We start from the raw sequence: 12,589 nt of genomic DNA, 5'->3' as shown, positions 1-12,589 counted from the left end.
GTCGCCGTGCCGGCCCCGCCGCCGGCGTCGCCGGCGGCGCCCGGTGGCGCCGGCTGCCCGGTGTGCGGTAATGGGTACGTGGACGCCGACGGCCAGTGCACCGGGTGCGGGCACGGACCCGCGAACTCCCGGGACCATGTGGAACGGGAGCTCGCCGGGGTGGCCGCCGTCAGCGACATCGGGCTGCGCCACCACCGCAACGAGGACGCGTTCGCCGTCGACGTCGTCACGCTGCCCGACGGCCAGCAGGCCGTGGTCGCCGTCGTCTGCGACGGGGTCTCCTCCTCCACCCGCCCGGACGAGGCGTCGGCCGCCGCCGCCGGCACCGCCCGCGACTTCCTGCGCGGCGCGCTGCCCCGCGGCGTCTCGGGGCCGCAGGCCATGCACGAGGCGCTGCTCACCGCCGGCACCGCGGTGGCCGCGCTGGCGCACGGCACCGAGCCCGAGCCGGGCCGCAACTCCCCCGCCTGCACGATCGTCAGCGCCGTCACCGCGGGCGCCACCCTCACGGTCGGCTGGATCGGGGACAGCCGCGCCTACTGGGTGCCCGAGGAGCCGGGGGCGGCGGCCGCGCGGCTCACCGAGGACGACTCGTGGGCAGCCCAGATGGTGGCCGCCGGGCTGCTCACCGAGGCCGAGGCGATGGCCGACCACCGCGCGCACGCCATCACCGCCTGGCTGGGCGCCGACGCGCAGGAGATCGAGCCGCACACGGCCTCGTTCAAGCCGGACCGTCCAGGCGTGGTCGTCGTGTGCACCGACGGCCTGTGGAACTACGCGGAGACCGGCCAGCAGATGGCGCTGCTGGTGCCCGACCACGCCAGGCAGGCCCCGCTGGCGACCGCCAGGGGCCTCGTGCGGCACGCCCTCGACTCCGGCGGCCACGACAACGTGACGGTGGCCGTGATCCCCTTCCCCCCGGTCGTCCCCAGGTAGCCGACCCGGCCGCGGCGGAATCGGACACTAGACGTACCGGGCACGACGGCGGGTACTGTTCGTCTGAGGAGGAACGCCCGAAGACGGAAGTCCCGCCCGGCCTGGCGGACGACGACGTGAGTAGACGTGAGTAACTGGAGGCAGTCACATGCCGACTTGCCCTAACGGCCATCAGTCGATGGCCGAGGACTGGTGCGAGGTGTGCGGTCATCGCATGCTCGCGCCCGCCGTCGCCGCGCCGCCGCCCCCCGTCGGCTATCCGGGCGCTCCGCAGGGGCCTGGCGGCCAGCAGCTGCCGCCGCCCCCGCCGTCGGGCGGCTACGGCTTCCCTCCCCAGCAGGGCCCGCCGCACCAGGGCCCGCCGCAGCCGCCGCAGGCGCCGGGCGGCTATCCCGCCGGGCCGTCCACCGCGCCGATGCCGCACCTCACGCCCACCGAGCTGTGCCCGCAGTGCCGCACGCCGCGGGAGTCGCAGGCGCCGTTCTGCGAGGAGTGCAGGTACAACTTCCTGACGAACTCGCCGACCACCTATATACCGCCTGCCGCGCCCGGCGGGCCGCCGCAGTACCCGGGGCAGCACGACCCGTACGGCCACCAGGCCGCCGCGCCCAGCGCCCCGCCGATGCCGCAGCAACCACACCAGCAGCTCCAGCAGCAGCCACCGCAGCCCCCGCCGCAGGGCGACTGGATGCTGCCGCCGCCCGGCGGCCCCGGCGGTCCCCCCGGCATGCCCGGGCAGTACCAGCAGCAGCCTCCGCCGCCGGCCTACCCTGGCCAGCAGCAGCCTCCCCAGCAGGCGCAGCGGCCGCCGCAGCCCGGGCGTTGGCTGGTGACCATCGGCCCCGACCCCGAGTACTTCCAGGCCATGATGCGCCGCTCGGGGCCCGAGGCCCACGAGTTGCAGCTCCCGGCGTACGCGCCAGAGCAGCAGGTGCCGCTCACCGGCCAGGAGATCAGCATCGGCCGCCGGCGGCAGTCCACCGGCGAGTCCCCCGACATCGACCTGTCCCGCCAGCCGGAGGACCCTGGCGTCTCGCACCGGCACGCGATGCTCGTCCAACAGGCCGACGGCGGCTGGGCGGTGGTCGACCAGGACTCGACCAACGGCACCACCGTCAACATGGCGGAGGACCCGATCCAGCCCTTCGTCCCCGTGCCGCTCCAGGAGGGTGACCGGGTGCACATCGGCGCCTGGACCACCCTCACCCTCTACCGGGGCTGACCCCGCCCTACCGCCGCCAACACGTTCGAACCCCGGCACTACCATCGACCGGGTGACAGACGACACGGCCGCGATCAGGGTCGACGGGATACGCAAACGCTACGGCGACGTCCAGGCCGTCGACGGGGTGACCTTCGAGGTCGGCCGGGGCGAGTTCTACGGCATCCTCGGCCCCAACGGGGCCGGCAAGACGACCACGATGGAGATCGTCGAGGGGCTGCGGGAGCCCGACGAGGGCACCGCGACGCTCCTCGGCGAGTCGTCCTGGCCCCGTAACCCGAAGCTGCTCTCGCGGATCGGCGTGCAGCTCCAGGCGTCGGCGTTCTTCGAGAAGCTGACCGCCCGCGAGCAGATCCACACCTTCGCCTCCCTCTACGGCGTGTCCACCGCGCGGGCCGACGAGATGTTGGAGAGCGTGGGCCTCACGGAGAAGGCCGACGTCCGCGACGACAAGCTCTCCGGCGGCCAGGCCCAGCGGCTCTCCATCGCCTGCGCCCTGGTCCACGACCCCGAGCTGGTCTTCCTCGACGAGCCGACCACCGGCCTCGACCCGCAGGCCAGGCGGAACCTCTGGGACCTGCTGCGGGAGATCAACTCGGCGGGCCGCACGGTCGTGTTGACCACGCACTACCTGGACGAGGCCGAGATCCTCTGCGACCGGGTCGCCATCATGGACGCCGGCCGCATCCTGCGGATCGGCACCCCGGCCGACCTGATCGCGGAGACCGGCGTCGACACGCTCGAGGACGTCTTCCTCCACCTCACCGGACGGGAGTTCCGCGAATGAGCGCGTTCCGTAGCCTCTCGCGGGCCATGGTCCTCGGCCTGCTCCGCGACCGCACCGCGGTGTTCTTCACCCTGGTCTTCCCGCTGATGTTCCTGGCCCTCTTCGGCGCGCTGCTGCGCGACGCGGGCCCGGCGAGCAGCACGATCGTCCAGATCGGCGCCGTCGACCTGCTCGACGACATGCCGGCAGAGCAGCGCTCCGCGATCTCCGACGCCCTGACGATCATCCAGACCGGCGACCGCGACCAGGCACTCGACGACGTCCGCGAGGGCGACGTCGACGCGGTGGTCTGGCAGGACGCCGACGGCCTGGTCGAGCTGCGCTACTCGGCCGCCGACGCCACGACCGCCGGCACCGTGCAGGGCCTGATGCAGTCCATCGTGCAGGGCGCCAACGTGGCCGCGACCGGCCAGCCACCGGCGTTCACCCTCGCCACCGACCAGGTCGAGGACCACTCCATCAAGCCGATCCAGCAGCTGACCCCGGGCCTGCTTGGCTGGGCGATAGCCACCGGCGCCGCCTACATGTCGGCGTTCACGCTGGTCAACTGGCGGAAGAAGCGGATCCTGCGCCGCCTCTGGCTGGCCCCGATCCGCCCCTCGACGGTGATCGGCGCCCGGGTCGGCGTCAGCCTGGCGATGGCCTTCCTCCAGTTCGCCATCTTCATCGGCGTCGCCACCATCCCCTACTACGGGCTCTCCCTCAGCGGCAGTTGGTGGCTCTCCCTGCCGCTGGTCGCCTGCGGCACGCTGGCCTTCATGTCGATCGGCCTGCTGATAGGCGCCTGGGCCAAGACCGAGGAGGCCGCGAACGGCGCCCTGCAGATCGTCGTCCTCCCGATGGCCTTCCTGTCCGGCTCCTTCTTCCCCACCGACGGCATGCCGTCGTGGCTGCGGACCATCTCCAACGTGCTGCCGCTGAAGCACCTCAACGAGTCCATGCAGGACGTCCTCACCCGCGGCGCGAGCTACGGCGCGGCCCTCCCGGCCATGGCCGGCCTCCTGGTCTTCGCCGCCGTCCTCACCGCGATCTCCGCCCGCCTCTTCCGCTGGGACAACGCGTAACCGGCCTGGCGGCCTATCCCCACCCACCCTCCGCCGCCCACCCGCCCCTTCCGGGGCGGGTGGATCGCTGGTCACCGGCCGGCTGTCAGCCGATGCACTTCGGCCGCGCATCCCCACGAGAGAGTGACGCCCGCTCCCCCGTGACCGTAGTTGTGGATGAGGAGCGTCCCTTCCGGCAGTCGGTCTTTTTCCACCCGGACGCGGGCACGGGTGGGCCGCGTTCCGATGCGGTGTTCCAGGACTCGGGCTTGGGCAAGTAGAGGCTCGACGGCCGTGCAGCGGGCCAGGATGTCCTCGGCTGCTTTCTCGTCGGTGCTGAGGCTGCCGTCGCCGTCGATGGCGGTGCCGCCTAGCACCACCGTGTCGCCATGCGGGTAGATGCACAGCAGGTCACTCGACGAGCCGGTGTCCTCGGAGAAGAACTCCGTCAGGCCGGGGTTGGTGACGACGACGTGCTGTCCACGAATAGGTCGCAGCCCCGGATCCGGGACGAGGCTGGCAGCCCCGAGACCGGCGCAGTTGATGATCGCCGTCGCGGGCGCGGCCTCGGCGAACGACCGCAGGACGCGTCGCTCGATGGTCCCACCCATCTCCCTGAGACGGCGTCGGAGGTAGGCAAGGTAGAGGGGCATGTCGATCAGGGGAACGGTGAACCGGTACCCGGACGCGAATCCGGGAGGCAGTTCGGCGAGCTCCAGTGCGCGACAGTCCGGCAACGTGGGGGCCCAGTCTGGAGGCTCCCCGGCGCTCCTGGATGCCTCAACGCCATTGGTGAGCCGGACCCCCGTGCCAGAGTCGGTTGCCAGCTCGCGGAAAACCTTCAGCGAGTGCCGACTCCACTGGCGCACCTTGTCCTCGGGCTCGACCAGATACGGTCCCCACATAGCGCCAGCCGCCAGCGACGTGACGCCGGGCAACTCCCCGGCGATCACATGCACGTCAGCGCCCGCCTCGGCGAGGACAACGGCGGTGGAGAGCCCCGACACCCCGGCCCCCACGACGACCACGCGCTCGCGTCCGCTCATAGTCGTTGACTCTAACCGGGAGAATGAGATCTGGTTGTGTGCTGGGCGAGAGCTCGTTCCAGGGCGGGCAAGAAGTCGTCGACATAGGGGTTGCGGCGGCGACGCCGGAGGTCGGCGGCGAGCTGTCGCAGGAGGGCGTCGCTACGAGGTGAGCGGACGGATTCAAGGCGGCCTGCGGCGATCTGGCCGATCTCGCATGCCAGTTCCAGCTCCCCGCGAGCGCTGTGTCCGAGTGCGAGCCAGGCACCCTCGAAGAGGGCTCGCCGCTGGCTTGGATCACCGCGCGGAACGGCGTGAGCTCCGGCGGAGAGCAGCGTTGAGCCCTCGTTGAGGAGGCTCTTGGCCGTTGCGGAGCCGCCGTTGCGTTGCTGGGCGCGTCCGAGCCGGATGAGCGCGTAACCGGCCTGGCAGTCAAGGTGGTTGTCCGTGAGGTAGTACATCCACCGTGGCTCGTCCCCGTGATGGCGCCGCTCGATCAGTTCACGTGCTGTGCCACGGGCCCGTGCGAAGTCCGTGACACGTCCCGCGGTGGCGTAGCCATACGCCAGCCGGGACAACACCGAGGCGCGGACCACGGCAGGAGCCGCCTCGCTGGACCGTCGAGCGGCTTCACCGAGCGCGATGGCGTCAGCCGGGTGGCCACGGCTGGCCGCCTGGAAGGAGAGGTCGGCGAGGATGTGCGCACACAGCGGCAGGTCGTTGACTTGGTGGGCCGCACGCAGGGCTGTGACGAAGTAGCGCTGTGCAAGTCCGTGGTCGGCGGCGTCGAAGGCCATCCATCCGGCGAGTTGGCCGATCTCGGCGAAGGCCCGGAGCAGGCGGGTGGTGACGGCGGTGGCGTTGCCGCCTTCGTGAAGGAGAAGGCCGACTGCCCGGAACTGGGCACTGACGTAGGACAGGTGCCGGGCTCCACCGTGCTCGTCGTCGAGCAGCTGGAGCAGGGGCAGATTGTGCTCCACCTGATCGACGAGCGGATCCTGGCCAGGCGCCTTGATCACGCTCGGCGTGTATGCTCCCCGTCCCGCCGTACCGTCAAGGTAGTGCGAGACGACGGCGGTCAGCCCGGAGCCGGAGATCGCGAGGAACTGGCGGCGGTCGACGATTCCTGACAGCACCCAGTCCTCCACGATCTCCTGCAAGCCCTGAACGGTCCAGGGACGTGTGAGATCAGTATCGGCCGGATTCAGCTTCGGGGAGTCCACCGCGCGCCCTTGCCAGAGCTCGGCTACCGATACGACCCGGCCCAGTTCCTGGGACAGCACGTAGGCGGCCATGGTCGGTAGGGGCGAACGGGGCAGGGCTCCAGCGTCCCGCCAATGGTAGGGAGCTGACTCGGCCACCGTGCCGGTGCCGAATACGCGGTTGAGCTTTCGAGCCAGCGCCTTGGGACTCCATCCCAGTTCGACCAGGCACTGGGAAAGCAGTGCGTTCGGCGTTCCCGAGCGTGGCGCCATGACTCATCACCTCAACGTTCCACGCGGGTTTTCTCACCCAAGCCTTGTCCCATGGTGATGGACCCGTCACGCCTGGCAAGTGCGTCTTCCCGGAAGTTGACCGAGTTGACCGGTTGATCGGCTGCCGTCGACTCACCGTCGTCGGCTGTCCTGGAACCTGCGGCAATGGCACCGCCATTGAGGCAGCACCATCAGCACGATCAGAAGGGCTGGGTCTTGGACGTCAACATCCACACTTCCGGAGCCCGCATCGCGTTCGTCCCCGACCAGAGCTTGTCGGTTCGACGACCGATAGGGGGTCTCGTGATGGACCTGCCGTTCAGCCCCTTGGCGGCCGACGCGGCCCGCAGCGCGGTTTCCGCTGCGCTGGTCGGTGTTGGGTCGGGCGACTTGGTCGACGAAGCCCGGCTGGTCGGCACGGAGTTGGTCACCAACGCGTTCCAGTCTGGCAGTCCGCCCTTGATGCTCGCCGTCGACTGGGTGACCCGGCCACAGGGCGTAACCGATGTCGAGATCACCGTTACCGACGGTGGCTGCAAGCCGGGGCATCGTTCGGAACACCGCGCACAAGCCGCTCTGCCCAACTACGACGCCGAGGACGGTCGTGGGTTGTTCCTCGTCCAGGCACTCACAGCCGATTGGTCTTTGGATATCGGCCCCGACGCCTCACGCGCCTGGTGTCTGCTCCGCACCGTCGCAGACGCCGAAGGGACAGCACAGTGACCTCGGAGACCTCCAACTCGGTAGCCGGCAGGGAAGGGACTGGACAGCCGTCCAGGTCCATGGCCCCCGCCTCACCACCGCCACGCGTCGTCGTCGCGCTCCATGAAGGCTTTTACGGGACCACTTCCGGCACGGGCTTCAGCAACCGTGCCATGCTCACGGCGCTCTCCCGCCTGCTGCCCCCCGAACGACTTGTGGTGATCCCGGCTCATGTGCCCGCCGGCCATCCCGGACACGACCCACAATGGAACGCGCGGGTAGTGAAGTCGCTGTCGGCCACCGGAGCCGAGATCATGCCCATCGCTGACGGGCATCGGTTCAATGATTCCCCGCGTGGCCGCGACATGCTGTGCCGACTCGTCGCTGTCGAGACGAACGGCGTCGCCGCTCGCTCTGGCCGCTGCCTGTTGATCGGCCTGGACGTGCCCACGCTGGGACTTGCCCAGTATGTCGCTCAGGGCGTGGACATGTTGTTGGTCCCGCGTTCGACCGCGGCCCTCGCCTGCCCAGAAGACCGGCCGCTTATCCGCTGGGAGCGGACCGGCCTGCTCTCCGCTGTCTCTCGTGGCGGCCGGATCGCGGCGATCTCCGAACACATGCGCCGACACCTGAAGACGGCCTACGGCATCCCGTCGCGATCAATCATCGACTTGCCCAACGGACTTGTGCCCGACGAAGGGAGCATCGAACGGCAGGCTCATCTCCCGCTTCCGCCTCGAGCCCGGGCCGGTTTTCTCCTGGCGATGGGCCGAGCCGTACCGGACAAGGGCTTTGACGACCTGCTGCACGCCCTTGCCCTGCTACGACAGCAGCGCGTGCGTCTGCCGCATCTGGTTCTGGTCGCGGCCAGCCCCACACCCGACGCGGACCCTTACTCGGAATCGCTGGCCGGGCTGATCCGCGAGTACGGCCTGAACGCCACGCTCATCGGGCGCTTCAGCCCCGCCGTCCGCGGCTGGTTGCACAGCCCGGCACTGCGTGCGGTCGTCGTGCCCTCTCGCGTGGAACCGTTCGGCCGGATCCCGCTGGAAGCCTTCGCCGCGCAGGCTGGCCCGGTGGTCGCGACCCGTGCGGGGGGCCTGACGCAGACTGTCCTGGACGGCGTCACCGGCTTCACGGCGGAACCGGGCCACCCCGAATCGCTGGCGACCGCGATTCAACGGGCCCTGACCGTGATGCCGCGTGAGCGCGAGGAACTGGTCAGCGCGGGCGCTGCCCTCCTGGCCCGCCGGCACGACTACCTCGCGACGATCCGCGTCGCTCTCACCCAGTGCGCTCCCTGGGCCATCACGGAGGCATGGTGAACAACCCCGTCGTGCTCGTCTGCCTGGAATCGTCGCACGCCTTCTGGCGCCTGACCGCCGAGCACGAGAACGCACTGCGAGCCGCGTTCCCGTCCGTCGACTTTCGTTTCGCCGGAGACAGGACGGTAACAGAGCAGCTGCCAGAGGCCCAGGTGTTCTTCGGCTGGCGCTTCCACCCCGCCTGGTTCCCCATGGCTCCGCGCCTTGCCTGGCTCGCCACGCCAGCGGCGGGCACGGACCACCTGCCCGTCGTGGCGGCCGAGGAGGCCGGCGTCGCCGTAACCCGCGCCTACGGCTTCCATGGTCGCCCGATGGCCGAGCACGCCATGGGGATGGTCCTCGGGTTCTCCCGGGGACTGTTCGCCAGCCAGCTCCTTCAGCGGAACCGCCGATGGTGGAAGGACGAGCTCGCTACGGAGTTCTTCGACCTGGCGGGCGCCACGATGACCATCGTCGGCTGTGGCAGCATCGGCACCCATCTCGCCCTTGTCGCCCGCACATTCGGCATGCACATCGTCGGTGTACGTCGCACCCCACCCTCTAACGAAGCCGATGGCATCACCTGGCGGCGTGCGGAAGACATCGAGGAAGCCGTTTCCACAGCAGATGTGGTGGTCAACCTCCTGCCGGCCACAGTGGAGACGCACAGCTTCTTCGACAGCGAAGTCTTCGCCGCCTTCAAGCCCAGAGGGTTGTTCGTCAACCTCGGCCGGGCCGCCACCGTGCACCAGGCCGCACTTCTGAGCGCTTTGGACAACGGCCAGTTGAGCGGTGCCGCCCTGGACGTGACCGACCCCCGGCCGCTGCCGATGGACCACCCGCTTCGCTGGCATCCGCAGGTCGTGCTCAGCCCCAAGAGCGCTGCCTTTTCGCGCACATACATGAACGAAGCCGTGGCGTTCTTCGTCGACAACCTCCACCGCTACGTCGCCGGACGGCCCCTGAACGGCCTGGCCACGGCACCGACGGCTCCCACACCATCCCCCGGAGGCTGAACCGATGCTCGCCGCCGATCACCATGAACTGCCCTCGGCCTTCGCCGCAACCGGCCGCAACCACCCCTACCTCGCCTTCACACTCAACTCGCTGTGCAATCTGGACTGCGTCTTCTGCAAGCCCCGTTGCATGCCCGACTACGGCCACAAGGACCGGCCCTTGTCCGTCGGGGACTACGCCGCCATCGCGCGAGAGGCCGGTGCCTGGCGGGTGCGCAAGGCCCACTGCTCCGGTGGCGAGCCGACCCTGCGCGCCGACATCCTCGACGTCATCGCCGCGCTGGCCGGCGGCCTCGGCAGCGGAGCGTCAATCGGCATGACCAGCCATGGCAATCTCCGCAGGGGACTCAGCATCGAGCAGTTCCAACGGGCCGGCCTGACATACCTGAACGTCAGCCTGCACAGCCTCGACCCGCCCCGCTCGGCCGCGATCATGGGGGGTGGCGACCCCCGGCAGACGCGGACCACCATCGACAACGCCTTGGCGCTGGGCCTGAAAGTCAAGGTCAACTGTGTGCTCCAGCGCAACTACCTCGACGACGCCCTTCAAGTCGCCCAGCTCGCTAGGGAGTTGCCCATCGCGGTGCGTCTCATCGAGCTCCAGAACATCGGCCCCGCGCAGGCACTGTTCGACACCGAGTTCATCCCCGAGGCCGAGGTCCGAGGCCGACTGGAGGAGTGGTTCGCCGACGCCGGCGAAGTCTCCCGGGGCGACCTCGGCGTCCGCAGCCCTGGCCGGTACCTCCAACCGGCAGGCTGGGCCGGCTCGATCGGCTTCATCTCCAACTCCAGCTGCGCGACGTGCTCGGACGCCAACCGCATCAAGATCACTCCCACCGGCGTGGCCCGCCCCTGCATCCTGCACAACCGCGACATCCCCCTGAAGCCCCACCTGACCTCCGGCACACTCGTCGACGCCTTCGCCCACCTGTTCCGCGCGATGCTGGAGCGAGACAGCAACAAGGCTTGGCAGGGCTTCCACTACGTCGACTACGACCTCCGCTGGGACCGCATGGAACGGCCCGAAGGGGCTGCCGTGCTTCCGCTCCTGCCCTTGGCCGACAACACGACTGCCGCCTCGTCGTGCGCTGCCCGCCGCCCGCCCAAGGAGGTGGGCCGGTGACGTCAGCACCGATGGCGACGACGGCGCTGTACGAGGGCCTTGGCGCCCTCTACGAGTACGAACTCGCCCGCCATGGCATCCAGACCGCCATGCTCACTCACAAGTGGCAGCGCTCCGACCTGCTCGCCCCACACTCCGACCTGGACGTGCGGATCCTGCTGGACCAGCACCCGGACGACTGGCTGGAGTGGTGCCAGCGCCTCGCCGCCGCGCACCGCGCCGCCGTCTCCCGTTCCGCCATCAACCGACGGCTGCTGGAACATCCGCCTGGCTTCACCTTCACCGTCTCCGAAGTCCACCGTCGGCGCGTCTCCCCGCCGGAACTCGCCACCTGGACCTTGATCCACGGTCACACGCCGACACTTCAGCGCTGGAAGTCCCACGCTCAAATGATCCCGTGGCGCCACCAGGACGAACGCTTCTATCGGGCGATCCTGAACGCACGGCTCGGCGGACGTTACCGGCTGTCCGCCGACAGCACCGACAACGTCCTCGCGGACCTTCACGGATACCGCAGACACTGCGTCGCCTGGCACTACCTCGCGCCCTGCTGGTTCGCCGCGGCCGCGCTCGCCACTCATACCCGCTGCCCGGGTAAGTCCGCGGCTCTCACCCAATGGCGTCCCACAGGCACGGAGCGATACGCGGACTTCTTCCTCCGCCAGGCGGTCAATTCGGATACCCCGGCATCAACCGCGCAAGACCTGCTGCGCACGGCGGACGCCGCCCTCAAGGCGGCCCTGCGTCACGTACCGCCACCTTCGGACCTCGGCGAGTCCGATGTGAGCGAGGACGCACGGGCCACGGCCTGGACGATGACCGCCGGCATGCTCCGCGTTCGCGTGGCCCGCTGGCTGTACTACCTCGAGCCGCCGCCCGGAGCCGCGACCGGGTATCTCATCGCCCGCGAGGCCAAGGAACTACGCTCCGCCGCCCACACCCTGCGGTCCCTAGCCGCCGACGAAACCACCCACGACCAGCGGCTGGCCGCTCGCATGGCCGACCTGGTGCCCACCGGCCCCACGACACCCACCGTCCTGCGCGACGTCCTCGCCGACTGGCAGCGAGACCACGTCCTGGTCGAGGACTTCTTCACCCACCACGCCGTGTAACGCACTTCGCCTCTCAAGGAGTCATCCTGATGCCGAACGGAGCCGTTCGCAGGCGGATCCTTAAAACCGCCAAGATCAAGATCACGACGAAGTGCAACCGGTCCTGTGACTTCTGCATCTTCGCCGACGGCGCCCAGGGCGAGAACATGTCTCTGCCCCGGTTCTCGACCATCCTGGACCGCCTGGAGTCCATCCCCTTCCAGCAACTGCACATCAACGGCGGCGAGCCCACCGTCCACCGGGACTTCCCCACGCTCAGCCGTCTCGCCCGCGAACGCCTCCCGGGCACGATCATGGTGCTGGGCACCAACGCCATCACCCTGGCGCGCAACCGACGTCTTCTGGACGCCACGCTGGAGTGCTACGACCAGATCCTCATCGGCTGCGACGACGAACACGATAACTACGAGCAGGTCCACGCCACCGTCCCTGTCCTCCGGGCCGCCGGCAAGACGGTCGTTGTCAACAGCGTTCTGGAAGGAATCCATCCAGATCGACTTACGCGGCTCGCCGAACTGTGCGCCAGCCACGGGGCGATCCATGTCACCAACCACGTCCATCACATCGACGTGGGCCAGCCTGCCAATGTCCTGCGCGGACTGTGCGCCAGCAATCTCGACCAGCACCTGATGATCGAACTCGACGGGTCCTGCTACCGCTGTTTCAACGCGATGGCCAAGGACGACAGCGAGTTCACCATCTGGGACGACGACTTCGCGACCAAGGTCTTCGCGCCCCGCCACCACCACTACCGTTTCTGCGTCAAGTGCCACGAGTACACCGACTCCGGCTCGCCCGTCATCCCTGCCCCGCTTCCCGCCTCGATCGACGCAGCCTGACCGGA

Annotated in this window: 12 protein-coding genes; 10 read left to right on the top strand and 2 right to left on the bottom strand. The window is 69.5% G+C overall.

Annotation, left to right across the window (positions count from 1 at the left end):
- The 4 genes from ACYVPE_RS29750 to ACYVPE_RS29735 all read left to right on the top strand — a co-directional run.
- A partial coding sequence (locus ACYVPE_RS29750; protein WP_461036841.1) for a PP2C family protein-serine/threonine phosphatase occupies window positions 1–936 on the top strand: 936 nt, incomplete at its 5' end.
- 148 nt (window positions 937–1,084) lie between these two features.
- A complete protein-coding gene (locus ACYVPE_RS29745) occupies window positions 1,085–2,158 on the top strand; it encodes an FHA domain-containing protein (RefSeq protein WP_461036840.1) in 1,074 nt (357 codons plus the stop codon).
- Window positions 2,159–2,210: 52 nt separating this feature from the next.
- Window positions 2,211–2,945 (top strand): ABC transporter ATP-binding protein, encoded by a 735-nt coding sequence (locus ACYVPE_RS29740; protein ID WP_461036839.1) that lies wholly within the window; start codon window positions 2,211–2,213, stop codon window positions 2,943–2,945.
- A complete protein-coding gene (locus ACYVPE_RS29735; RefSeq protein ID WP_461036838.1) occupies window positions 2,942–4,009 on the top strand; it encodes an ABC transporter permease in 1,068 nt (355 codons plus the stop codon). The genes ACYVPE_RS29740 and ACYVPE_RS29735 overlap by 4 nt, the downstream gene beginning before the upstream one ends.
- A 71-nt stretch (window positions 4,010–4,080) precedes the next feature.
- On the opposite strand, the gene ACYVPE_RS29730 is transcribed toward ACYVPE_RS29735, so the two are convergent.
- The gene (locus tag ACYVPE_RS29730) at window positions 4,081–5,034 is read right to left on the bottom strand and encodes an FAD-dependent oxidoreductase (RefSeq protein ID WP_461036837.1); all 954 of its coding nucleotides are present in this window, start codon (window positions 5,032–5,034) and stop codon (window positions 4,081–4,083) included.
- Between the two features lie 11 nt (window positions 5,035–5,045).
- The gene (locus ACYVPE_RS29725) at window positions 5,046–6,488 is read right to left on the bottom strand and encodes a carph-isopro domain-containing protein (protein ID WP_461036836.1); all 1,443 of its coding nucleotides are present in this window, start codon (window positions 6,486–6,488) and stop codon (window positions 5,046–5,048) included.
- A gap of 216 nt (window positions 6,489–6,704) precedes the next feature.
- Here ACYVPE_RS29725 and ACYVPE_RS29720 point away from each other — a divergent pair, with 216 nt between their 5' ends.
- The 6 genes from ACYVPE_RS29720 (at window position 6,705) to ACYVPE_RS29695 (ending at window position 12,584) form a co-directional block, all read left to right on the top strand.
- Window positions 6,705–7,211, top strand: coding sequence for an ATP-binding protein (locus ACYVPE_RS29720; protein ID WP_461036835.1), 507 nt, complete (start codon window positions 6,705–6,707; stop codon window positions 7,209–7,211).
- Window positions 7,212–7,363: 152 nt separating this feature from the next.
- On the top strand, window positions 7,364–8,515 hold the full coding sequence (locus tag ACYVPE_RS29715; protein WP_461036834.1) for a glycosyltransferase family 4 protein: 1,152 nt from the start codon (window positions 7,364–7,366) through the stop codon (window positions 8,513–8,515).
- Entirely contained in the window at window positions 8,512–9,510 is a 999-nt protein-coding gene (locus ACYVPE_RS29710; RefSeq protein ID WP_461036844.1) for a D-2-hydroxyacid dehydrogenase, read from the top strand. The genes ACYVPE_RS29715 and ACYVPE_RS29710 overlap by 4 nt, the downstream gene beginning before the upstream one ends.
- Window positions 9,511–9,514: 4 nt before the next feature.
- The gene (locus ACYVPE_RS29705) at window positions 9,515–10,633 is read left to right on the top strand and encodes a radical SAM protein (RefSeq protein ID WP_461036833.1); all 1,119 of its coding nucleotides are present in this window, start codon (window positions 9,515–9,517) and stop codon (window positions 10,631–10,633) included.
- Entirely contained in the window at window positions 10,630–11,745 is a 1,116-nt protein-coding gene (locus ACYVPE_RS29700; protein ID WP_461036832.1) for a hypothetical protein, read from the top strand. The genes ACYVPE_RS29705 and ACYVPE_RS29700 overlap by 4 nt, the downstream gene beginning before the upstream one ends.
- Window positions 11,746–11,774: 29 nt before the next feature.
- Window positions 11,775–12,584 (top strand): radical SAM protein, encoded by an 810-nt coding sequence (locus ACYVPE_RS29695; protein WP_461036831.1) that lies wholly within the window; start codon window positions 11,775–11,777, stop codon window positions 12,582–12,584.
- Window positions 12,585–12,589 lie beyond the last annotated feature (5 nt).

It is taken from the genome of Streptomyces mayteni, from assembly GCF_054783955.1.
Note: the sequence above shows the minus strand (reverse complement) of the source record. Positions and strands in the feature narration are given on the sequence as shown.